Below are 21,765 nucleotides of genomic sequence, written 5' to 3' on the forward strand. Positions count from 1 at the left end.
GTTAGGAGGCGGTTGTGATGACAAATGAAATGATTAATAATGAAAAGCAATTTATTGCTGGTCGACCAATCGTCTCTATTTTTCATAATCCCCAAAACCTATTCTCCATCATTAAATTAAAAGTAAAATCAACAAATACCGTATATAAGGAGAAAGAAATAATTGTAACTGGTTATTTTCCTCCATTGGTTTTGGAAGAGGCATATAAATTTACTGGTTATATTAAAAATCATCCTAAGTATGGGGTTCAGTTTCAGGTAGAAACTTTTCAAAAAGAAGTTCCTGCTACTGAGACAGGTATAGTCCATTATCTTTCAAGTGATATGTTTCCTGGAATAGGGAGAAAGACTGCTGAGCAGATTGTGAAAAAGCTTGGAGAAAATGCTATCAATCGAATTTTAGATGACCCTTCTGCATTGGATATTATTCCAAGGTTGGCAGAGGAAAAGAAGCAGACAATCAGAGCTACCTTAGAGCAAAATCTAGGCTTGGAAAAAGTAATGATTCAGCTAAATGAATGGGGCTTCGGTCCGCAAATAGCGATGAAAATCTATCAGGTCTATAGAGAAGAAACAATCTCTAAACTAACTGATAATCCATATCGTTTAATAGAGGATGTGGAGGGTGTTGGTTTTGTTCGTGCTGATGAGCTAGGCTATAAGCTTGGGATAAAAGGAAATCATCCGGACCGCATAAAAGCTGCTATCTACCATTTACTTCAATCATCTTCACTGAGTGAGGGACATGTTTTTCAATATGCTGAGCAACTTCTTGAAGACGTTAAAAGAATGCTTGAAAATGCCCAAAGAGAAGAAATCTCTTATGATGCTATAACCAAATGCTGTATTGAACTCGCAGAGGAAAGCCGTATTGTTGGGGAAGTTAACCGATTTTATATTCCTTCTCTATATTTTTCAGAGGTGGGTATCAGTTCGAAAGTGGAAACCTTGCTAACAGAAAAGGACCTTCATCATTTTCCGTTGTCGGAGATTAAAAAGCATTTAGGGGCATTAGAGGAGCGCTTAGGTGTTCAATATGCAAAAACACAAATTAAGGCGATTGAAACAGCTCTGAACTCTACTATAACTCTTTTAACGGGAGGGCCTGGAACCGGGAAAACGACTGTTGTCAGAGGAATCGTAGAGCTCTATGCAGAGCTACATGGACTTTCCTTAGATCCAAAAGAATGGGCGAAAGAACAAAAGCCGTTTCCTATTGTCCTGGCAGCTCCTACAGGGAGAGCTGCAAAGCGTTTAAGTGAATCGACCGAGCTACCAGCTATGACGATTCATAGACTACTCGGTTTTAATGGGCAAGAAGATAATGATACAGAAGGCAAAGAGATTGAAGGTAGATTAGTAATTATCGATGAGACTTCCATGCTAGACACGTGGCTAGGGCATCAGCTCTTAAAGGCAATCCCCAAAGACGCTCAAGTCATATTTGTAGGTGACCAAGATCAGTTGCCACCTGTTGGTCCGGGTCAGGTATTAAAGGATCTACTGGCTTGTAAAAGGATACCTACAGTGGAGCTTGTCGATATTTATCGTCAATCTGAAGGGTCCTCAATTATTGAGCTAGCACACGAGATGAAAAAAGGAAGTGTGCCTGCAACTCTAACTGCGAAAACTAAGGATCGCTCATTCATCAAGGCTTCTCCGGAACAAATTCCTAAAGTAGTAGAACAAGTCTTGAAAGCAGCATTATCGAAGGGACAATCCATCCGAGAAATTCAGGTTCTAGCTCCTATGTATCGTGGACCGGCTGGGATTGACACGCTAAATAAGATGATTCAAGAAATGGTCAATCCAAATCCAGACGGTACAAGAAAAGAGATGACCTTCGGAGAAACTATTTATCGGATAGGAGATAAAGTACTTCAGCTGGTCAACCAACCAGAAAGTAATGTCTTTAATGGTGATATGGGTGAGGTAGTGGCTCTTTTTAAAGCAAACGAAACAGTGGAAAAGAAAGAGATGCTAGTCGTATCATTTGATGGCAATGAAGTAACATATGAAAAAAATGATTTGAATCAAATTACTCTTGCCTATTGTTGCTCTGTCCATAAGTCACAAGGCAGTGAATTCCAAACGGTTATTATGCCGGTTACTAGAAGCTATATGAAAATGCTTAGACGCAATTTGTTGTATACAGGTATAACAAGAGCAAAAAACTTTTTAATTCTTTGTGGCGATCCGGAAGTTTTTACTTTTGGAGTGAAACGAACGGATGATTTACAGCGTTTAACAACGTTAAAGGAACGTCTTGCGGACGAAGAAACAGTAGAAGATGCAAAATCAATAGCTGAAGAAATAGAAGCAAAAGAAGTTACAAGTCAATCTACGCATGATGATTTAGTCACTACTTATTTATCCTCAGACAATTATCATTCGATTGACCCAATGATTGGCATGAAGGGTATAAATCCCTATCAGTTCTTAGATTCGGATTGACAGAGGACAAATAGTTACTTATAATCAGAATTGTATATATGAAAATGTAGACGGAGAAAGTACTATTGTTAGCTGATTAGAGAAGGGTTCCATGGCTGAAAGAATCCCCAGATTATAACAATTAGGAAAGCTACTTCTGAGTGCAGCTAATACCTGCCGTTTAACCGCGTTAAGGTTTCTTGAGAGACATGGCAGAAATACACTGCTATGTAACTAGGGTGGTACCGCGAAATAATAGCTTTCGTCCCTTTTAGGGATGAGGGCTTTTTTTATTTTATTTTTTTAGGAGGAATGAAAGATGAAACAGTTAACAGGTGCACAAATTAGACAAATGTATTTAGATTTCTTTATCGAAAAAGGCCATACACAAGAGCCTTCAGCGCCACTTGTACCCATTAATGATCCATCATTATTATGGATAAATAGTGGTGTTGCAACTCTAAAAAAATATTTTGATGGACGAGTGATTCCTGATAATCCCCGTATCACCAATGCACAAAAATCAATCCGTACGAATGACATTGAAAATGTGGGAAAGACGGCAAGACACCATACCTTCTTTGAAATGTTAGGGAATTTCTCAATTGGAGAATATTTCAAAAAGGAAGCTATCCAATGGGCGTGGGAATTTCTAACTGATGAAAAATGGATGGCTTTTGAACCCGAAAAACTATCAATTACGATCCATCCTGAGGATGAAGAAGCATATGTTATTTGGAGAGATGAGATCGGCATTCCAGAAGAAAGACTTATTCGATTAGAAGGGAATTTCTGGGACATTGGAGAAGGTCCAAGTGGTCCAAACTCCGAAATATTCTATGACCGAGGTGAGTCCTATGGCAATGATATAAATGATCCTGAGCTATATCCAGGAGGAGAAAATGAACGTTATTTAGAAATTTGGAATTTAGTTTTCTCTGAGTTTAACCATAACCCTGATCATACGTACACTCCACTTCCAAAGCAAAACATTGATACAGGCATGGGCTTGGAGCGTATGGCTAGTGTGGTGCAAAATGTTCCAACCAACTTCGACACAGATTTATTTATACCTATCATTCGACAAACAGAACAAATTTCTGGAAAAGAATATAGACTAAATAGTGTAGACGACGTTGCATTCAAAGTAATTGCAGATCACATTCGAACTGTTGCTTTTGCGATTGGAGATGGGGCTTTACCTTCAAATGAGGGAAGAGGTTATGTACTTAGAAGGCTACTACGCAGAGCAGTTCGTTTTGCAAAACAGCTAGGAATCGACCAACCATTTTTATTTGAACTAGTGCCTGTTGTAGGAGAAATTATGCAAGATTTCTATCCAGAGGTTACAGAAAAGAAAGATTTTATTATGCGAGTTATTAAAACGGAGGAAGAAAGATTCCACGAAACGTTACATGATGGACTTAGCATTTTAGAAAAGGTTATCGCAGAACAACGAGCTAAGGGAGAATCATTTATTCCTGGTACTACAACCTTCACGTTGTATGATACTTATGGATTTCCTATTGAATTGACCGAAGAATACGCAGAGGAAGCTAATATGACGGTTGACCATGAAGGGTTTAGAGCGGAAATGGAAGCACAGCGTTCTAGAGCACGTGCTGCTCGTCAAAACGTAGATTCCATGCAAGTTCAGTCAGAGGTATTTAGTAACCTTCAAGATGCTAGCGAATTTATAGGCTATGATACTCTTAGTGTAACAACAAAAGTTTCTTCTATAGTTTTGGGGAAAGATCTTGTAAAATCTGCACATGAAGGCGAAGAGGTAAAAGTTATATTAACGCAAACGCCTTTCTATGCTGAAAGTGGTGGGCAGATCGCAGATCATGGTGTAATCGAAAATGATAACTTCCGAGGCTTTGTAAAAGATGTCCAAAAGGCTCCAAACGGACAGAATCTTCATACTATAGTAATTGAATCAGGAGAAATGATTGTTGAAGCAGAGGTTGTGGCAACAGTGGACCAAAAGCTAAGAGGCCTGACGATTAAAAATCACTCTGCTACACATATTTTGCATCAAGCACTAAAAGATGTGTTAGGAAGCCATGTAAACCAAGCGGGCTCATACGTTGGACCCGACCGACTTAGATTTGACTTTTCTCACTTTGGACAAGTTACAAAGGAAGAACTTGAAACAATTGAGCGTATAGTTAACGAGAAGGTGTGGGATAATATTCCGGTAGTAACTGGCTACCATAATATCGATGAAGCTAAAAGTATGGGCGCAATGGCTCTTTTTGGTGAAAAATACGGGGATATAGTTAGAGTCGTTCAGATGGGAACTTATTCTTTAGAGCTTTGCGGTGGTGTACATGTTAAAAATACATCAGAAATTGGCTACTTCAAAATTCTCTCTGAAAGCGGTATTGGAGCAGGAACGCGACGAATTGAAGCTGTTACTGGAAAAGGCGCATTTGAGGTTGTCAAGGAAGAGGAACAACTTCTTTCGGAAGCAGCATCATTATTGAAAGCTCAGCCAAAGGATATAGTTATGAAGGTTTCCCAACTACTATTAGATTTAAAAAATATACAACGAGAAAATGAATCCTTATCTGCAAAAATTGCAAATAGTGAAGCAGCATCTGTGTTGTCATCAGCACAAACAATTAACAATGTTACCGTGTTATCTGTTAAAGTAGAAGCAAAAGATAACAATCAACTGCGACAAATGATGGATGATCTAAAACAAAAAATGGATAAAGCTGTAATAGTTCTAGGAGCAGTGGATGGGGAAAAAGTGATGATTTCTGCAGGTGTGACAAAAGATTTAGTGGGCGGGAACTACCACGCTGGAAATATCGTCAAACTAGTAGCAGAACAATGTGGCGGTAAAGGTGGGGGGCGTCCAGACTTCGCAATGGCTGGGGCTAAAGACGCAAGCCAACTTGAAACCGCACTTAACTCAGTTTACGAATATATCAAATCAGTTTAAACTTATCCGAAAATAGGGTATACTTAACAAATAACTAAGCAAACTTCATTACCAAATTGAAAGCGAGGTGCTGATCATGAGCTCATTTGATAAAACAATGAAATTTAATTTCCCAGAGGAATCGATGGAACAAGAAGTAAAACATGTGATGCTTCAGGTCCACTCTGCGTTAGAGGAAAAAGGGTATAACTCTATCAATCAAATTGTTGGCTATTTACTTTCTGGTGATCCAGCTTATATTCCTCGCCATCAAGATGCTCGAAATATGATCCGTAAATTAGAACGTGATGAAATTTTAGAGGAGTTAGTCAAGTTCTATATTAAAAAGAATAATGAGGCGTAATTATGAGAATAATGGGTTTAGATGTCGGTTCTCGCACCGTGGGTGTTGCTATAAGTGACGCTCTCGGGTGGACAGCCCAGGGCATAGAAACAATCAAGATTAACGAAGATGTGCAAGAATTTGGGATAGAGCGGATTGATGAATTGGTAAAACAACATCAAGTAAGTGAATTCGTGGTAGGTTTTCCTAAAAACATGAATAACTCGATTGGTCCCCGAGCAGAGGCATCAGAGCAATTTGCCAAGCTGTTAACTGATAAATACAACTTTCCTGTTACATTATGGGATGAACGATTGACAACGATGGCTGCAGAACGTATGTTAATAGATGCGGATGTTAGTCGAAAAAAACGCAAGCAAGTTATTGACAAGATGGCAGCTGTAATGATTTTACAGGGATATCTTGATAGAAAAAACAGATGAGGTGACCACAAATGGACCACGGACAAGAAAATATCACAGTAGTTGATGAAAACGGGAACGAACAGCTTTGTAACGTACTATTTACATTTGAATCAGAGGAATTTGGTAAATCTTATGTACTTTATTATCCAATCGGTGCTGAAGAGGATGAAAACGAAGAAATCGAAATTCATGCTTCTTCCTTTACTCCAAATGAAAACGGAGAAGACGGAGATTTACTTCCTATCGAAGATGATGCTGAGTGGGATATGATTGAAGAAATGTTAAATACGTTTTTAGATGAAACAGAAGAAGACGAAGACTAATTCAAGCTTAAAAAGGATGGACTGAGTATTCTCAAGCCATCCTTTTTCTTTTTGTACAGCATCATGTATAATAAGGGAGAAAAAAGGGGCAAGCCCGTGGAAAACAAATCTAAAAAAGAGATAATGTTTAATCGAATGAAAAACAAAAAAAAAGAAGTAAAACTTGTTAGAAGAATTGTATTAGTAATCGCCTTATTCATTATACTAGTTGGAGCTATTGGCGGATACATAGGTTATAACTATGTTAAAGGAGCACTTTCACCGATGGATCCAGATTCGACGGAAAAAGTAACGGTGGAAATTCCTATTGGGTCTGGCATTGATAGCATTTCTTCTACACTTGAAAAGAATGGTATTATTAAAGATGCTAGGATATTTAAATACTATGTAAAATTTAATAACCAATCTGATTTTCAGGCTGGCACGTATGATTTATCTAAGGATATGACTTTAGATGAAATTATAGAAAGCCTAAAAACTGGTAAAATATACAGAGAACCACTATTTTCTTTAACAATTCCAGAAGGTTTAACTTTAGAACAAATTGGAGAAGTAATTGAAAAGAAAACAGGGAACTCTTCAAAGGAATTTTTTGAACTAGTTACTAGTGATGAGTTTGTTGAAAGAATGATGGCAAAATATCCTGCATTGCTTACAGAAGAAATTAAAGGCGAAAACGTCCGTTACGCATTAGAAGGTTATTTATATCCATCGACTTATCCTTTTTTCGAAGAAAAACCGACTAATGAAGAGATTGCAGAAATGTTATTAGCACAGACAGATAGAACTATGGCACCTTATTATGAGTTATTACAAGCAGAAGAAAAATCTGTTCACTGGCTTTTGACTTTTGCTTCATTGTTAGAAGAGGAAGCTACTGCTCAAACAGATCGTCAGAAAATTTCTAGTGTGTTTTACAACCGATTAGAGATTGATATGCCATTACAAACAGATCCAACTGTGCTTTATGCTCTAGGCAGTCATAAAGAGCGCGTTTTATATGAGGACTTAGAATATGAAAACCCATATAATACTTACACAAATAAAGGATTACCGCCTGGTCCAATTGCAAATGCCGGGAAGTCCTCCATTGAAGCTGCTTTGGACCCAGAAGATACTGAGTATTTTTATTTCCTAGCTGATAAAGAAGGAAAAAATTATTTCTCCGTCACATATGAGGAACATCTTCAAAAAATTGACGAACATTTAAAATAATAAGCATGCAGGAGAAGGAAGGTTATCGCTTTCCTTCTCCTGCTATGTTATTATTAGATGGGTTTTTTCATTGACCCTGTAATATTAAACAGTTGAATATACTTGTCTATAGGAGTAGAATTTCGAGAAAGTACAAAGACCCTATACACTACATAAGGAACCAACCTGGCATCTAAAAGGAGTAACAAAGCAATGAACATTAGTGAAGACTTTATGAAAAATCTTATTAAACCGAGAGAGTCCATATTAATTGAAATGGAGCAATATGCACTAGAAAACCATGTTCCGATAATGCAACTGTCGGGGATGGAAGCATTACTACAGCTTCTCTCTCTTCAAAAGCCTTCCTCCATTTTAGAACTAGGAACAGCGATTGGTTATTCCTCTATGCGCATGGCTATGAAGCTAGAAGCTACTGAAATTGTTACTGTAGAGCGTGATGAGCATAAGGCAGAACTCGCGAAGGAATATATAAAGCGAGCCAATTTGGATAATCGCATTCAAGTAGTTATTGGTGATGCGTTAGAAATAAATGACGAAGATTTAAATAACCAAAGGTTTGATGCAATATTTATAGATGCTGCAAAAGGACAATATAAAAAATTCTTTGAAAAGTACGCACCTTTGTTAAACGATAGAGGTGTTATTTACTGTGATAACATTTTGTTAAATGGCCTTTCAGAGCTTCCGATGGAGGATGTTCCTAGAAGGAAAAGAACGATGGTGCGCAATCAGCATCAGTTTTTAGAATGGCTATTGCAGCACCCAGATTATGATACAGCATTCTTCCCAGTAGGAGATGGAATGCTAGTCAGTATAAAGAGGTGACATTTATGGATAAAACAGAATTATTAGTGACTCCAAAAAATATTGAGCATATCCGCGAGCTAATTCAGGCAGGAGCAGATGCTTTTTTAGTTGGTGAGCAGTATTTTGGCTTAAGGTTAGCAGGGGAGTTTTCTGTTGAAGAAATAGCTGAGGCGACTAAACTAGTAAGAGAACATAATAAAAAAATCTATGTTGCAATGAATGATATATTCCATAACGATAAAGTAGATGAGTTAGGTCCATATTTGCAAAAAATGCAAGAAATCGGTGTAGATGCAATAGTATTTGGTGATCCAGCAGTAATCATTGCCAAAAGAGAAGCAGAAGTAACTATACCTCTTCATTGGAATACTGAACAAACAGCAACTAACTTCTTTACCGCAAATTATTGGGGAAAACGTGGAGCAACACGAGCAGTGTTGGCTCGCGAGCTTAGCTTGGAAGAAGTTATTGAAATTAAAGAAAACGCTGAAGTAGAAATTGAGGCACAAGTACATGGAATGACATGTATGTTTCAATCAAAACGTTCATTAATCGGAAACTACTTTCTTTTTCAAGATAAAGCAATGGAAGTGGAAAATCGCTCTCAAAACAATAATATGTTTTTACATGATAAAGAGCGTTCGAATAAATATCCTATTTACGAAGATCAAAATGGAACACACATCTTTAGTCCAAATGATATTTGTATGATTGATGAGCTAGATGAATTTTTGGATGCAGAAGTGGATAGTTTGAAAATTGATGGTATTTTTCACGAGGCGTCTTATGTCACAGAAGTAACTGGCTACTACCGTCAGGCAATTGATGCATATTACGAATCACGAACTGCATACAAGGAACTTAAAAAAGAATTACTCAAAAAAATCGAAGCTATTCAACCGCCGCTTAGACCTTTGGATACCGGTTTCTATTTTAAAGAAACAGTATATTAATTGCTTAGCTCGTAGCTGAATTGTATTTTCAGTTTAGAAAGGAAAGAATACATGTGATAAGCACCAGAATAGATCATATTAGTGAATTAGTCGACGGTAAACGTGTTATTACCAAAAAGCCTGAGTTATTGGCGCCAGCAGGAAGTCTAGAAAAGTTAAAAATTGCTGTTCATTATGGAGCAGATGCAGTTTTTATAGGTGGTCAAGAGTTTGGTTTGCGCTCGAACGCAGGTAACTTTTCTATTCAAGAAATGCGCGAAGGGGTGGAATTTGCCAAACGCTATGGGGCAAAAATCTATGTAACGACTAACATTTTTGCTCATAATGAAAATATGCAAGGACTTGAGACATATTTAAAGTCTATAGAAGATGCGGGAGTTACAGGAATTATTGTAGCCGATCCATTAATCATAGAAACATGTAGAAATGCGGCTCCTAAGCTTGAAATCCATTTAAGCACTCAACAATCGCTTTCAAATTGGAAGGCGGTTCAATATTGGAAGGAAGAGGGCTTACATCGCGTTGTTTTAGCTCGTGAGACTAGCGGTGAAGAGATTAAACTAATGAAAGAAAAAGTGGATATAGAAATTGAGACATTCATCCATGGTGCTATGTGTATTGCTTATAGTGGTAGATGTACACTTTCTAACCATATGACTGCTCGTGATTCTAACAGAGGTGGTTGTTGTCAATCATGTAGATGGGATTATGATTTATATGAGACAGATTCAAATAGTGAGGAAAAAGCGTTGTTTGAGGAAGAAGATATTCCTTTTGCAATGAGTCCGAAAGACTTGAAGCTTGTTGAATCTATTCCTAAGATGATCGAAATGGGTATTGATTCCCTCAAAGTGGAAGGACGCATGAAGTCTATTCACTATATTGCCACGGTTATTAGTGTATACCGTAAAGTAATCGATGCGTATTGTATTGACCCGGCGAACTTTGTAATGAAGCAAGAATGGTTGTACGAGCTTGAAAAATGTGCAAACCGAGAAGCAGATACAGCTTTCTTCGAGGGAGAGCCAGGCGTTGAACAACAAATGTATGGAGTTCACGACAAAAAACTAGGATATGATTTTGTAGGATTAGTGCTTGATTATAACGAGGAAACACAAGTTGTGACGTTACAGCAAAGAAACTATTTTAAGCCTGGAGATGAAGTAGAGTTTTTTGGTCCTGAAATTGATAACGTACGTCTAGTAATCGAAGAGATTAAAAACGAAAAGGGTCAGAAATTGGATGCGGCAAGACATCCTTTGGAAATTGTTCAATTTTATTGCCCTGTAAAATTATATCCAAACAACATGATGAGAAAGGGGTTAAAATAATGGCTAAACGCACTCCGCTTATCATTGGTATCACTGGTGGTTCCGGTTCCGGAAAAACTAGCGTTACCCACGCAATTAGTGAAGTTTTTAAAGACCATTCTGTAGTAGTTATTGAACAAGATTATTATTATAAAGACCAAAGCCATTTGGCATTTGAAGAAAGACTAAATACAAATTACGATCATCCCTTCGCTTTTGACAATGACTTGCTTATTCAGCATGTAAACGATTTGTTAAACGACAAAGCTATTGAAAAACCAATTTATGATTATGCTCAGCATACTCGATCAAGTGAAACAATCTTAATCGAGCCAAAGGATGTTATCATTTTAGAAGGAATTTTAGTGTTAGAGGACGAGCGTTTAAGAAATTTGATGGATATAAAGTTATTCGTAGATACAGATTCCGATTTACGCATTATTCGAAGAATATTACGTGATATTCATGAAAGAGGCCGTACAGTAGAATCTGTAGTAGAGCAATATTTAACGGTAGTTCGTCCGATGCATAATCAATTTATCGAACCAACTAAAAGATATGCAGACGTAATCATCCCTGAAGGTGGTCAAAATGAGGTGGCCATCGATTTAATGGTTACAAAAATAAAAACTATTCTTGAAACTAATGCTATTGTATAATATGATGATGAAAGATTTACAAATATTTCATTAAATTCATATCAAATTAACTTAATGCATATGAATAGGAAATGTATGTTTATAAAGAGGGTATTTAAAGGAGTGTATGGAAGTGTCAACTGAGAAACAATTTCCGATGACCGTTGCAGGTAAGCTTAAACTAGAAGAAGAACTAGAAGTATTGAAAACGGTAAAACGTAAAGAAGTAGTAGAACGTATTAAAATTGCTCGTAGCTTTGGGGATCTATCTGAGAATTCAGAATATGATTCTGCTAAAGAAGACCAAGCATTCGTAGAAGGAAGAATTTCTACCATTGAATCCATGATAAGAAACGCTGTTATCATCGAAGAGGAAGGCAATAATGATATCGTTTCTTTAGGAAAAACGGTTACTTTCGTTGAAATACCAGATGGTGATGAAGAAAGCTATACAATCGTTGGATCTGCAGAAGCCGATCCTTTAGAAGGACTTATCTCAAACGATTCACCAATTGCTAAAGGCCTTTTAGGAAAGAGCACTGGAGATAAAGTGAAAATCATTACTCCGGGTGGAGAAATGGACGTAGAAATCATCTCTATTTCATAATTGGAAGATATTTTATACAAGAGGGGGTAAACAATTTATGTTTGCCCCTTTTTTGCCGTCTTGATAGTATTAAAGTTGATAGACAAAAGTGGGTAATTAAAATGAAACTTAAACCTTTTATTCGCGTCTATTAAATTATAGTTCTCTATCTTTAAAAGGAGGAAGAGTATGCCAGACCAAAACCAAAGAGTTAATTCGCGCTTAAACAATCGAAAGAAAAAAAACAATACAATTTTGAATGTGTTAATCGGAATAGTACTTCTGTTAATTATTGTAGTTATAGTTAATTTAGTGACAAGTGATGATGACAAAAACAACAGTGCAACAGGGAAAGAGGATACTGAATCTGTTTCAGATATCAAAGACTCTGAAGAAGTGCCAGAACAAGATAAAGAATTGACTACGGAAGAAATTGAAGAAGATAGTGAACAAAATGAGCCCACAACGGAAGACAATGATTCAGCTAATGAACCAGATTCTTCTACCAATAGCTCTCTTGTAACGACAGAAGAATCAGGAGATCCCAATGTTGAATCTGTTATGGTAGACTCGTCCTGGGAGCCCATCGGCACGTCACAAGCGGGTGAACATGTTTCAAGCTATGACAAGGATTCGGTAGATTGGAAGGAAAAGGTCGATGCTCTAGCTTACGCTGCAAACTTAGATCCTTCTAGTATGTATGTTAAATTCCTAGGCAATGGAGGTAGCCCTCAAAAGTCTATAGGAACTGTTACATCTAAGGATGGTTCTGAAATTTATCGAATATCGTTAGAATGGGTTGAAGGACAGGGATGGAAGCCAACTAAAAAAGAAAAGCTCAAAGCTGTAAAATAACATTATAAATTGGGAGCGGTACTTGACTAAAGTGCCGCTCTCCTTTACTTTAAAAGAAGTACTTTTTGAAAGGGGTTATTATTATGAAGATTGCAGTAATCGGAGCAATGGAAGAAGAAGTGGAACTATTAAGAAATACGATTGAGAATTCAGAGACTAAAGAAATTGCAAATAGTGAATTTACAACTGGTACATATAAAAATCATGAGATTATATTGTTGAAAAGTGGAATTGGTAAAGTAAATGCAGCGATGTCTACAGCTATTCTCTTGAATGAGTATAAGCCCGACTATGTGATCAATACAGGTTCAGCGGGTGGATATGACCCTCATCTAGAAGTAGGAGCAATAGTCATCTCAGATGAAGTGAGATATCACGACGTAGACGTTACTGCTTTTGGATATGAAATAGGACAAGTACCTCAGCTACCACCTGCATTTAAATCCGATGAGCGTTTAATGAAGCTTGCAGAAGATGCTGTAAATGAAATTGGTGAACACCAAGCAGCTACTGGCTTAATTGCGACAGGTGATACATTTATGCATAACCCAGACAAAGTTGAAATTGTTCGAAACTACTTTCCTAAGATGAAAGCGTGTGAAATGGAAGCGGCAGCTGTTGCACAGGTTTGTCACCAATTTTCAGTGCCTTTTGTGGTAATTCGTGCATTATCTGACATTGCCGGTAAAGAATCATCAATCAGTTTTGATGAGTTTTTACCTGTAGCAGCAAAGCATTCGACAGAAATAGTATTACAAGTAATTGGGAACATTTAAGTTGTCATTATTTTGACAAACTAAGGCATAGAATACATATAATTTGCATTTCCATTATATGCTATGATGAAGGTATCAAAACGCTTTCACATCAGTCTAGGGGGAGATCAAATGGTTTTTATTATGGCTATGTCTGTTTTAGTTACAGCTGTTTTAGCATTTGTAATGATTGCAGAAACAAGTGAAGATTAAGTTCCTCTAAGCTCTTTTGGTGTTTGATGCATCAAGAGAGTTTTTTTCATGAACATAATATTGATATAATTTGACGAGTGCACGCTTTTCTATTCGTGAGACATAGCTTCTGGATATTTTTAATTGTTTGGAAATCTCTTTTTGTGTCATCGGCTCATGACCTAATAGTCCATACCGACGCACGATGATATCAAGCTCTCGTTTTTCTAACTGAGATAAGTGTTTATATAATCGATTTGTATCCTCCTCTTCAACAAGCTGTTCGTCAGAGCTTTTGTCTAGCCCTTGCAGTAAATCAGTTATTTCTAAGGAATGACCATCCTTATCCATTCCGATTGGCTCATGTAAAGAAATATCCTTTTGTACTTTTTTTAATGAACGTAAGTACATTAGAATCTCATTTTCAATACAGCGTGCTGCATAAGTAGCTAATTTTGTTTTTTTGGTAGGTGTATAGCTATTTACGGCTTTCATCAGACCAATTGTTCCTATTGATATATAGTCGTCTAAAAGCTCGTGTTTAGGGTGAAATTTTTTTACTACATGCGCTACAAGACGCATATTACGCTCTATTAGTTCATCTCTTGCTGTAAGGTCTCCATCTAGAAAACGTTGAATCATTACTTGTTCTTCTTCCGGGGAGAGTGGTTGATGGAACGCCTGCCCTTTCAAATACCCTAGCACAAGTGGCAAATCGATGACAATGTTTATAAATGCGGTTAGAAGACCAGAAATCTTTTTCACCTCCATCTAGTTATACATTCAATATATGTGCAAATCCGACAAAATATGAAAAAAACGACTGCATTTGCAGTCGCTTCTAGAAAATATTATTTCTTGAAATTGTATTAAACTTTTCTCAATGTAAAAGTGCTAATCATTAAAAGTGCAAGTATAATAAATAAGAACATAAAGGTAACAGGTGGAACTAAGTCGATTGCAAAATAGGAAAGAGTCAGAATAACTCCGGCTACGGTAATCGGAAGACCTGTAAAAAATCCATTTGACTCTGAAATATTGAAGCGTGCCAATCTAAAAGCTCCACACGCGATGTATATAACAGTTATAATCATTCCTGCAACACTAAAATTTTGTAATACTAATGAGTACATTAAAAGTGCGGGTGCTATTCCAAAAGAAATAATATCGCTCATAGAATCTAATTGTTTGCCTAGCTCGGATTCCAAGTTGAATCTCCTAGCTACCATTCCGTCAAAACGATCTAATAAACCTGCTATAAATATAAATAATACGCTAAAAGAGTAGTATTCATTTACTGTAGCCATAATAGCTGCTCCACCAAACGCTAGATTGCCAATCGTAATCATATTGGCAGCTTGTGTTTTCAGTTTTTTTAATGTTTGAGTCATAGCATTTTGTAAATACATTGCAAATCACTCCTTTACAAATAACATATTTGTTCATTATACTTCGAGTAAACAAAAATTGTAAGTAAATCTTTATAGGGAGACCAAAATGAAAGAAAAATTATACCAATCTATGATTGAATTAACAAATGGTAGATGGTCATCATCTTTAATCAAAGGTTTTGCCCAGTCTAATCTTAGCAAAAAAGTTATACCCGCTTACATTAAATATTTTAATATAGATATAGATGAAATACCATGTCATGTCCATGAATTTTTGACATTACATGATTTTTTTATTCGTTCATTAAAAAAAGATAGTAGAATGATAGATCAAAGTGAGTCTGGAATAATAAGCCCTGTCGACGCAACCATTGAAACTTTTGGTGATATAACGTATGATGGAATTTTTCATGTTAAGGGAAAAGCGTATACGCTTTATGATATGCTCGGCTCCACAAAAATAGGTAAAGAATATGAGAATGGTAAGTTTATGATCTTATATCTTAGTCCTGCTGAATATCATCGCATTCATGCCCCGGTAGACGGTAAGGTTACTCGGCAATATTTGCTAGGAAAGAAATCTTTTCCAGTCAACAAATGGGGCTTAGCATATGGAAAGGAAACAATTAGTGGAAACTATCGTTTGTTGACTGAGCTCCAGATGCCCAATGAAAAGCACTGCTTCCATGTTAAGGTGGGGGCTATGTTTGTGAATTCCATCGAACTAACAAACAAAGGCACCGAATGGAGAAAAGGAGAGGAAGTGGGATATTTTTCCTTTGGCTCGACTGTTGTCTTATTGTTTCAAGAAGGCAGTATCGAGTTCTCCAAAGAAATTGGTCCAGGAAAGTTTGTTCAAATGGGTGAGAAAGTCGCAAATATGCTATAATCGTTAAAGAAAAAGTGTCGAATTGGAGTGTTCGTCTTTGTATTCAAATTTTATACCAAGTGAGTTCGTTAGAAGTGTATTTCATATAACACCTGAAATGTTGAAGGAAAAAGGTGTTAAAGCAATTATTACAGATTTGGATAACACATTAGTAGAATGGGATCGTCCAGATGCAACCCCTAAACTAATTGAATGGTTTTCTGCGATGAAAGAAGCTGGAATTCAAGTAACCATTGTTTCAAATAACAATGAATTACGAGTGAAATCGTTCGCAGACCCATTAGGGATTCCTTTTATATATAAAGCGAGAAAGCCTTTAGGAAAGGCTTTTCGTCATGCGCTGAGTATAATGTCTGTAAAAAAAGAGGAGGTTGTAGTTATCGGAGACCAACTCTTAACAGACGTTTTCGGAGGAAATAGACAAAAGCTCCATACTATTTTAGTAATACCGGTTGCAAAATCAGATGGATTTGTTACCAAGTTTAACCGGATGGTTGAAAGAAGAATTTTTAGTTACTTGGACAAAAAAGGACAAGTTACATGGGAGGAAGAAGCGTGACAGAAGCACCAAAGTGTATCGGTTGTGGAACAGTTATCCAAACCGAAGTTGTAGGAGATCCGGGATACGCTCCTGTTTCATCCCTAGAAAAAGAAGATATTATTTGCCAACGTTGTTTTCGATTAAAGAATTACAATGAATTACAGCCTGTATCATTAACTGACGATGACTTTTTAAGAATATTAAATGGCTTAGGCACGCAAAAAGGTTTGATTGTTAAAGTTGTTGATATATTTGATTTTAACGGAAGCTGGCTACCAGGCTTACATCGTTTTGTCGGGAACAACCCTATACTATTAGTCGCAAATAAAGCAGATTTATTACCTAAATCAGTTAAGAAAAATAAAGTAATCAATTGGATGAAACAAGAAGCTAAGAAATTAGGCCTTTCTCCGATCGACGTTTTGTTTGTTAGTGCTCATAAAGGTACGGGAATGCCTGAAGCTATGGACGCAATTGAACATTATCGTAAAGGTGAAAATGTCTATGTTGTAGGATGTACTAACGTCGGGAAGTCTACTTTTATTAACAGAATTATTAAGCAGGCCACTGGAGAAGATGCAGTAATCACTACGTCACATTTTCCCGGAACAACTTTAGATATGATTGAAATACCTTTGGATGACAAAAAAGCACTTTATGATACGCCGGGGATTATTAATCATCATCAAATGGCTCATTACTTAGATCCGACTGAACTTAAATTCATCACGCCTAAAAAAGAAATAAAGCCTAAAGTTTTTCAGCTTAATAACGAGCAAACTCTTTATTTGGGTGGATTATCCCGTTTCGATTTTATTAAAGGCGATCGTTCAGCATTTACTTGTTATATAGCAAATGATATTCCAATTCATCGTACTAAGCTGGATAACGCTGAAAACTTATGGAAAGAGCATCGAGGAGAGTTATTGTCACCTCCTTCGGAGAAGTTTACAGATTTACTACCTCCATTAGTTCGCCATGAATTCAAGATTAAAGAAGACAAAACAGATATCGTGTTTTCAGGACTTGGATGGATTACTGTGCAAAAAGGTGGAGTAATTGTAGCGGCTCATGCACCTGCAGGAGTAGAAGTGTCCATTCGTCCATCTCTTATATAGGGGGAAATACTATGAAGAAATGGTTTGCAGTTATAGGAAATCCGATTGCTCATTCGTTATCTCCATATATGCATGATTATTGGCTTTCGTCACAAAATATTAATGCTAGCTATATTCCCATACAAGTCGAGGATGGAAAGCTTGAGCAGGCTGTACAATCTTTAAAGCTACTAGGCTGTAGTGGTTGGAATGTTACAGTGCCATATAAGGAGGCAATTATTCCTTTTTTGGACCAAATAGATGAGTCAGCCGTAGGAATCGGTGCAGTTAATACAGTAGTAAAAACAGAGAGTGGACAATTTGTAGGCTATAATACCGATGGCTTAGGATTTATACGTTCTTTGGGCCAGACCGAGAACACAAATCGTATATTAATTCTTGGTGCGGGAGGAGCAGCGAGAGGTATCGTTTATGCCTTTAAGCAGCTTGGCTATCAAAAACTATCTATTGCGAACCGTACGAAAACCAACGCAGAAAAACTCGTACATGAGCTCCAATTTGGACAAGCTATAACTTTTCAAGAGGCAGAGGAACAATTGCAAACATTTGATATTGTGATTCAAACTACACCTCTTGGCATGAAAAATAACACTAAAACGCTTCCCATAAATTTAAAGGGGATAAAAGGGAATGCAATTGTTGCTGATATTGTATATAATCCTTTAGTTACCCCTTTTTTAGAGGAAGCAGAAAAATATAATGTTCGAACAATTAATGGACTAGGTATGCTTGTACATCAAGGTGCCCTAGCCTTTTCATATTGGAACGGAAGTTATCCGAATACCAATGATATGATTCAACGATTGACAGAGCAATTAGGAGGATAATATGTTAACAGGTAAGCAAAAAAGATTTTTACGTAGTCAAGCGCATCACCTTTCACCAATATTCCAAGTAGGTAAGGGTGGCGTTAATGATGCAATGACAAAGCAAATAAGTGAAGCTTTAGAAGTGCGTGAATTGATCAAGATCAGTATCTTACAAAACTGTGAGGATGAAAAGCAAGAAGTTGCAGAAGCTCTTGCAAAAGGTGCTAGAGCAGAGCTTGTTCAGTTAATTGGTTTAACGGTAGTTCTTTATAAGCCTTCTAAAAACAATAAACGAATTGAGCTTCCTAAAGCGAGTAAGGCATGAAAAAAAAAGTAGGGATATTGGGAGGAACATTTAATCCTCCACATATTGGCCATCTAATCATTGCTAACGAAGTGTTTCATGCACTGGGTTTACATGAAGTGAGACTAATGCCAAATGCAATTCCCCCTCATAAGTCAAAAGATATACGCATTACCTCTGAACAACGCTTAAAAATGCTAGAAATTGCTGTTACTGATATTGCTTATCTGGCTATAGAAAAAATAGAGCTTATTCGAGGTGGAACCTCTTATACATTTGACACTATGAAAATTTTAGCAGAACGGGAAGCAAATACTGATTTCTATTTCATCATTGGTGGGGACCAGGTAGAATATTTACCAAAATGGCATCGTATAGACGAGCTATTAAAAATAGTTCAACTTGTTGGTGTTGCAAGACCAAGCACCTCTATAGAGACTGCATATCCTATTACTACACTAGATATACCCCAAATCGATATATCTTCTTCTGTCATACGAAAACGTTTGGAAAACGGAGAAACGACGAGGTTTCTTCTCCCGGATAACGTAAGAGATTACATTGAAAAGGAGAAGCTTTATGAGATTTGAACATATTCTAGAGCAAATGAAAAATCGTATGCCGGAGCGACGTTATATCCATACAAGAGGTGTTGCAGAAACTGCTATTCAACTAGCGGGTAAATACGGAGCAGATACTGAAAAGGCAGAAATTGCCGGAATTTTACATGACAGTGTGAAATATGCCGAAAAAGAGTGGTTGAAAAGTATAATCATATCTGAAAACATGGATGCAAAATTATTAGAATTTCACCATGAATTATGGCATGCTCCGGTAGGAAGCTACGTAGCGAAAAAAGAATTTAATATCGATGATGAGGACATACTAAATGCCATAAAATTTCATACCACTGGCAGAGCTGGAATGTCTGATTTAGAGAAGATAATTTATATTTCCGATATGATAGAACCTAGTCGTAATTTTCCAGGAGTAGAGGATTTACGAAAAATAGCGAATATAGACCTAGAAGAGGGCATGCTAAGTTGTGTGCAGCATAGTATGGCATTTCTAATAAAAAAAAGACAGCCGGTTTTTCCGGATTCATTTCATTGTTATAATGACTTGATACAAAAGAGAGGAAAAGTGAAAGAATGACTTCAAACAAAACATTAGTCGAGATTGCTTATAAAGCTGCCGATGACAAAAGAGCAGAGGATATTGTTATATTAAATATGCAAGGAGTATCATTACTTGCTGATTATTTTCTTATTTGCCACGCTAACTCTGATCGTCAAGTTCAAGCGATTGCAAAGGAACTTTTTGACCAAGCGAGCAAAGAAGGATACAACGTTAAACGCATGGAAGGCTTTGATGAAGCACGTTGGGTATTAGTGGATATGGGCGATGTAGTAGCTCACGTATTTCACAAGGATGAGCGTTCTTATTACAACCTAGAGCGCCTATGGGGAGATGCTCCTATGATCGAAGTAGGGCAAGATGCTTAATGTCTACTTATGATCAGTTTGCCTTTATCTACGATTCGTTGATGTCAGATATACCATATGACAAGTACGCCGAATGGGTGCAGGGTAAAGCACCAGTTTCGGAAAATAAACGACTAGTTGATATAGGCTGCGGCACAGGAGTACTAAGTGTAAAGTTTGCAAAAGCTGGCTATGAGGTTATCGGCATTGATTTATCTGAATCAATGCTGACTGTAGCCCAAAACAGAAGCCTTGAGGAAAACGTTAACATTTCTTTTTTGTGCCAATCTATGGCTGAGATAGATGGGATAAACGATGCAGATATAGCAGTAATAGCTATAGATTCTATCAACTATCTAGAGACCTTAGAAGAGACAGAACAGACCTTTGCTCGAGTGTATGATTGTTTAAATGATGGAGGTCAATTGTTTTTTGATATCCACTCATTATTTAAAATGGATAATATATTCCCAGAAGGACCTTTTACTTACGAGGATGACCAGGTGGCATATATTTGGCATACAGAGCAAGGCGAGGAAGCTCATTCTATCTATCATGATATAACCTTTTTTGTACGTGGAGAATCTGGCTACTATGAGCGATTTGAGGAATCTCATTATCAGCGCAGCCACCCTTTAGAAATATATTTCGACTTACTCCAAAAGAGTGGGTTTTCTAACGTCTCTGTTTCAACCTCTATTTTTGGCGAACAGTCAGAGGATGAAGTAGAGCGGTATTTTATTCATGCAATAAAATAATACTTTTCAAAAAGAGGTAAATTTAGTATATTTTGTATAACTCCATATATTTACCTCTTTTCGAAAGAGGATGATTGCATTGAATTCCAAATTTAAATTGATACACATTAAGAAATTTCTGCTCCCAATAATAGTTTTAACCTTTCTCCTGTTTATTTTAATCCAAAAGCAATTTAACTCAGCAAACCCCTCCGCTGAGGAAATTCAACCTTCCCTATTAACTAAATCTAATTTCCCTGAAGAAGAAACAACTGAATACGAAGAGAATACCACTATTTTTGTCGAGATTAAGGGCGCTGTTTCAAGGCCTGGAGTCTATGAGCTAGAAGTTGGTGACCGTGTTTTAGAGGCTATCTCACTTGCTGGAGGTTATAAGCCAGAAAGTGATAGTAAAATGATTAATCACGCTCAAAAAGTGGAGGATGAAATGATTATTTATGTTCCTGAGTTAGGTGAAGTAATGGAAGACTCATTTAACATCTCCTCATCCAATTCTTCTGACCAATTAGTTAATATTAACAAAGCAGATGTACAAAGTTTAACTACTCTCCCAGGAGTTGGCCCATCTAAGGCTGCAGCTATTATTACCTATAGAGAGGAGAGTGGGGGCTTTAAGGTAAAAGAAGACTTGTTAAAGGTGACAGGAATAGGTCAGAAGACTTTTGAGAAAATAGAACCCCATATCAAAGTGAATTAAATGAC

Annotated in this window: 26 protein-coding genes and 1 other annotated feature; of the genes, 24 read left to right on the forward strand and 2 right to left on the reverse strand. The window is 37.0% G+C overall.

All coding sequences use genetic code 11. The features are described 5' to 3' along the window. The first annotated feature begins 17 nt into the window (after positions 1 to 17). The 14 genes from D0S48_RS00510 (at position 18) to D0S48_RS21050 (ending at position 13,790) form a co-directional block, all read left to right on the forward strand. Positions 18 to 2,453: an SF1B family DNA helicase RecD2 gene (locus D0S48_RS00510; RefSeq protein ID WP_144535785.1), complete on the forward strand. Its 2,436-nt coding sequence runs from the start codon at positions 18 to 20 to the stop codon at positions 2,451 to 2,453. Positions 2,454 to 2,491: 38 nt separating this feature from the next. Further along, positions 2,492 to 2,705 (forward strand) — a binding site (T-box leader). Between the two features lie 46 nt (positions 2,706 to 2,751). Continuing rightward, positions 2,752 to 5,385: an alanine--tRNA ligase gene (alaS, locus tag D0S48_RS00515; protein ID WP_144535787.1), complete on the forward strand. Its 2,634-nt coding sequence runs from the start codon at positions 2,752 to 2,754 to the stop codon at positions 5,383 to 5,385. A gap of 76 nt (positions 5,386 to 5,461) precedes the next feature. Further along, positions 5,462 to 5,728, forward strand: a complete 267-nt coding sequence (locus D0S48_RS00520) for an IreB family regulatory phosphoprotein (RefSeq protein WP_053588802.1) — start codon at positions 5,462 to 5,464, stop codon at positions 5,726 to 5,728. Between the two features lie 2 nt (positions 5,729 to 5,730). Then, complete coding sequence (gene ruvX, locus D0S48_RS00525) at positions 5,731 to 6,150, forward strand: Holliday junction resolvase RuvX (RefSeq protein ID WP_144535789.1); 420 nt, start codon at positions 5,731 to 5,733, stop codon at positions 6,148 to 6,150. A gap of 11 nt (positions 6,151 to 6,161) precedes the next feature. Further along, the gene (locus D0S48_RS00530) at positions 6,162 to 6,455 is read left to right on the forward strand and encodes a DUF1292 domain-containing protein (protein ID WP_144535791.1); all 294 of its coding nucleotides are present in this window, start codon (positions 6,162 to 6,164) and stop codon (positions 6,453 to 6,455) included. Between the two features lie 96 nt (positions 6,456 to 6,551). After that, entirely contained in the window at positions 6,552 to 7,670 is a 1,119-nt protein-coding gene (gene mltG, locus D0S48_RS00535) for an endolytic transglycosylase MltG (protein ID WP_151109368.1), read from the forward strand. 192 nt (positions 7,671 to 7,862) lie between these two features. Beyond that, the gene (locus D0S48_RS00540; protein WP_144535795.1) at positions 7,863 to 8,498 is read left to right on the forward strand and encodes an O-methyltransferase; all 636 of its coding nucleotides are present in this window, start codon (positions 7,863 to 7,865) and stop codon (positions 8,496 to 8,498) included. A gap of 5 nt (positions 8,499 to 8,503) precedes the next feature. Next, a complete protein-coding gene (locus D0S48_RS00545) occupies positions 8,504 to 9,433 on the forward strand; it encodes a peptidase U32 family protein (RefSeq protein WP_151109370.1) in 930 nt (309 codons plus the stop codon). 56 nt (positions 9,434 to 9,489) lie between these two features. Continuing rightward, positions 9,490 to 10,764 (forward strand): peptidase U32 family protein, encoded by a 1,275-nt coding sequence (locus D0S48_RS00550; protein ID WP_151113632.1) that lies wholly within the window; start codon positions 9,490 to 9,492, stop codon positions 10,762 to 10,764. Next, positions 10,764 to 11,402 carry a uridine kinase gene (gene udk / locus D0S48_RS00555; protein WP_144535799.1) on the forward strand — a complete coding sequence of 213 codons (639 nt, stop codon included), beginning with the start codon at positions 10,764 to 10,766 and terminating at the stop codon, positions 11,400 to 11,402. Before D0S48_RS00550 ends, udk begins: the two co-directional genes overlap by 1 nt. Before the next feature lie 112 nt (positions 11,403 to 11,514). Beyond that, positions 11,515 to 11,988: a transcription elongation factor GreA gene (gene greA, locus D0S48_RS00560; protein WP_144535801.1), complete on the forward strand. Its 474-nt coding sequence runs from the start codon at positions 11,515 to 11,517 to the stop codon at positions 11,986 to 11,988. A gap of 168 nt (positions 11,989 to 12,156) precedes the next feature. Then, the gene (locus D0S48_RS00565) at positions 12,157 to 12,822 is read left to right on the forward strand and encodes a YrrS family protein (RefSeq protein ID WP_151109372.1); all 666 of its coding nucleotides are present in this window, start codon (positions 12,157 to 12,159) and stop codon (positions 12,820 to 12,822) included. A gap of 83 nt (positions 12,823 to 12,905) precedes the next feature. Beyond that, complete coding sequence (gene mtnN, locus D0S48_RS00570) at positions 12,906 to 13,598, forward strand: 5'-methylthioadenosine/S-adenosylhomocysteine nucleosidase (RefSeq protein ID WP_144535805.1); 693 nt, start codon at positions 12,906 to 12,908, stop codon at positions 13,596 to 13,598. Positions 13,599 to 13,664: 66 nt separating this feature from the next. Continuing rightward, positions 13,665 to 13,790 carry a hypothetical protein gene (locus D0S48_RS21050; RefSeq protein ID WP_255475375.1) on the forward strand — a complete coding sequence of 42 codons (126 nt, stop codon included), beginning with the start codon at positions 13,665 to 13,667 and terminating at the stop codon, positions 13,788 to 13,790. 6 nt (positions 13,791 to 13,796) lie between these two features. On the opposite strand, the gene sigK is transcribed toward D0S48_RS21050, so the two are convergent. Beyond that, on the reverse strand, positions 13,797 to 14,525 hold the full coding sequence (sigK, locus tag D0S48_RS00575; protein WP_144537143.1) for an RNA polymerase sporulation sigma factor SigK: 729 nt from the start codon (positions 14,523 to 14,525) through the stop codon (positions 13,797 to 13,799). A gap of 113 nt (positions 14,526 to 14,638) precedes the next feature. After that, positions 14,639 to 15,178, reverse strand: a complete 540-nt coding sequence (pssA, locus tag D0S48_RS00580; RefSeq protein ID WP_144535807.1) for a CDP-diacylglycerol--serine O-phosphatidyltransferase — start codon at positions 15,176 to 15,178, stop codon at positions 14,639 to 14,641. Positions 15,179 to 15,266: 88 nt separating this feature from the next. Here pssA and D0S48_RS00585 point away from each other — a divergent pair, with 88 nt between their 5' ends. The 10 genes from D0S48_RS00585 to D0S48_RS00630 all read left to right on the forward strand — a co-directional run bounded on the left by D0S48_RS00585 (position 15,267) and on the right by D0S48_RS00630 (position 21,760). Next, positions 15,267 to 16,049, forward strand: a complete 783-nt coding sequence (locus tag D0S48_RS00585; protein WP_151109374.1) for a phosphatidylserine decarboxylase — start codon at positions 15,267 to 15,269, stop codon at positions 16,047 to 16,049. 37 nt (positions 16,050 to 16,086) lie between these two features. Beyond that, the gene (locus D0S48_RS00590) at positions 16,087 to 16,608 is read left to right on the forward strand and encodes a YqeG family HAD IIIA-type phosphatase (RefSeq protein WP_144535811.1); all 522 of its coding nucleotides are present in this window, start codon (positions 16,087 to 16,089) and stop codon (positions 16,606 to 16,608) included. Then, positions 16,605 to 17,708 (forward strand): ribosome biogenesis GTPase YqeH, encoded by a 1,104-nt coding sequence (gene yqeH, locus D0S48_RS00595; protein WP_144535813.1) that lies wholly within the window; start codon positions 16,605 to 16,607, stop codon positions 17,706 to 17,708. Before D0S48_RS00590 ends, yqeH begins: the two co-directional genes overlap by 4 nt. A gap of 11 nt (positions 17,709 to 17,719) precedes the next feature. Further along, on the forward strand, positions 17,720 to 18,535 hold the full coding sequence (gene aroE, locus D0S48_RS00600) for a shikimate dehydrogenase (RefSeq protein ID WP_151109376.1): 816 nt from the start codon (positions 17,720 to 17,722) through the stop codon (positions 18,533 to 18,535). A gap of 1 nt (position 18,536) precedes the next feature. Next, positions 18,537 to 18,842 (forward strand): ribosome assembly RNA-binding protein YhbY, encoded by a 306-nt coding sequence (yhbY, locus tag D0S48_RS00605; RefSeq protein WP_144535817.1) that lies wholly within the window; start codon positions 18,537 to 18,539, stop codon positions 18,840 to 18,842. Continuing rightward, positions 18,839 to 19,411 (forward strand): nicotinate-nucleotide adenylyltransferase, encoded by a 573-nt coding sequence (locus D0S48_RS00610; RefSeq protein ID WP_151109378.1) that lies wholly within the window; start codon positions 18,839 to 18,841, stop codon positions 19,409 to 19,411. Before yhbY ends, D0S48_RS00610 begins: the two co-directional genes overlap by 4 nt. After that, positions 19,401 to 19,976 (forward strand): bis(5'-nucleosyl)-tetraphosphatase (symmetrical) YqeK, encoded by a 576-nt coding sequence (yqeK, locus tag D0S48_RS00615; RefSeq protein WP_151109380.1) that lies wholly within the window; start codon positions 19,401 to 19,403, stop codon positions 19,974 to 19,976. The genes D0S48_RS00610 and yqeK overlap by 11 nt, the downstream gene beginning before the upstream one ends. Beyond that, entirely contained in the window at positions 19,973 to 20,326 is a 354-nt protein-coding gene (gene rsfS, locus D0S48_RS00620; RefSeq protein ID WP_144535823.1) for a ribosome silencing factor, read from the forward strand. The genes yqeK and rsfS overlap by 4 nt, the downstream gene beginning before the upstream one ends. Then, positions 20,326 to 21,063, forward strand: a complete 738-nt coding sequence (locus D0S48_RS00625) for a class I SAM-dependent DNA methyltransferase (RefSeq protein WP_151109382.1) — start codon at positions 20,326 to 20,328, stop codon at positions 21,061 to 21,063. The genes rsfS and D0S48_RS00625 overlap by 1 nt, the downstream gene beginning before the upstream one ends. Before the next feature lie 79 nt (positions 21,064 to 21,142). Further along, positions 21,143 to 21,760, forward strand: a complete 618-nt coding sequence (locus D0S48_RS00630) for a helix-hairpin-helix domain-containing protein (protein ID WP_191696850.1) — start codon at positions 21,143 to 21,145, stop codon at positions 21,758 to 21,760. Positions 21,761 to 21,765 lie beyond the last annotated feature (5 nt).

Origin of the sequence: Psychrobacillus sp. AK 1817 (genome assembly GCF_008807035.1) — a bacterium.
GTDB classification, from domain to species: domain Bacteria; phylum Bacillota; class Bacilli; order Bacillales_A; family Planococcaceae; genus Psychrobacillus; species Psychrobacillus faecigallinarum.

Bases quoted from the DNA above. Each gene is read 5' to 3' on its own strand.
- D0S48_RS00510 (WP_144535785.1), top strand. From the start codon at position 18: ATGACAAATGAAATGATTAATAATGAAAAGCAATTTATTGCTGGTCGA.
- alaS (WP_144535787.1), top strand. From the start codon at position 2,752: ATGAAACAGTTAACAGGTGCACAAATTAGACAAATGTATTTAGATTTC.
- D0S48_RS00520 (WP_053588802.1), top strand. From the start codon at position 5,462: ATGAGCTCATTTGATAAAACAATGAAATTTAATTTCCCAGAGGAATCG.
- ruvX (WP_144535789.1), top strand. From the start codon at position 5,731: ATGAGAATAATGGGTTTAGATGTCGGTTCTCGCACCGTGGGTGTTGCT.
- D0S48_RS00530 (WP_144535791.1), top strand. From the start codon at position 6,162: ATGGACCACGGACAAGAAAATATCACAGTAGTTGATGAAAACGGGAAC.
- D0S48_RS00540 (WP_144535795.1), top strand. From the start codon at position 7,863: ATGAACATTAGTGAAGACTTTATGAAAAATCTTATTAAACCGAGAGAG.
- D0S48_RS00545 (WP_151109370.1), top strand. From the start codon at position 8,504: ATGGATAAAACAGAATTATTAGTGACTCCAAAAAATATTGAGCATATC.
- udk (WP_144535799.1), top strand. From the start codon at position 10,764: ATGGCTAAACGCACTCCGCTTATCATTGGTATCACTGGTGGTTCCGGT.
- D0S48_RS00565 (WP_151109372.1), top strand. From the start codon at position 12,157: ATGCCAGACCAAAACCAAAGAGTTAATTCGCGCTTAAACAATCGAAAG.
- mtnN (WP_144535805.1), top strand. From the start codon at position 12,906: ATGAAGATTGCAGTAATCGGAGCAATGGAAGAAGAAGTGGAACTATTA.
- D0S48_RS21050 (WP_255475375.1), top strand. From the start codon at position 13,665: ATGAAGGTATCAAAACGCTTTCACATCAGTCTAGGGGGAGATCAAATG.
- pssA (WP_144535807.1), bottom strand. From the start codon at position 15,178: ATGTATTTACAAAATGCTATGACTCAAACATTAAAAAAACTGAAAACA.
- D0S48_RS00585 (WP_151109374.1), top strand. From the start codon at position 15,267: ATGAAAGAAAAATTATACCAATCTATGATTGAATTAACAAATGGTAGA.
- aroE (WP_151109376.1), top strand. From the start codon at position 17,720: ATGAAGAAATGGTTTGCAGTTATAGGAAATCCGATTGCTCATTCGTTA.
- yhbY (WP_144535817.1), top strand. From the start codon at position 18,537: ATGTTAACAGGTAAGCAAAAAAGATTTTTACGTAGTCAAGCGCATCAC.
- D0S48_RS00610 (WP_151109378.1), top strand. From the start codon at position 18,839: ATGAAAAAAAAAGTAGGGATATTGGGAGGAACATTTAATCCTCCACAT.
- yqeK (WP_151109380.1), top strand. From the start codon at position 19,401: ATGAGATTTGAACATATTCTAGAGCAAATGAAAAATCGTATGCCGGAG.
- rsfS (WP_144535823.1), top strand. From the start codon at position 19,973: ATGACTTCAAACAAAACATTAGTCGAGATTGCTTATAAAGCTGCCGAT.
- D0S48_RS00625 (WP_151109382.1), top strand. From the start codon at position 20,326: ATGTCTACTTATGATCAGTTTGCCTTTATCTACGATTCGTTGATGTCA.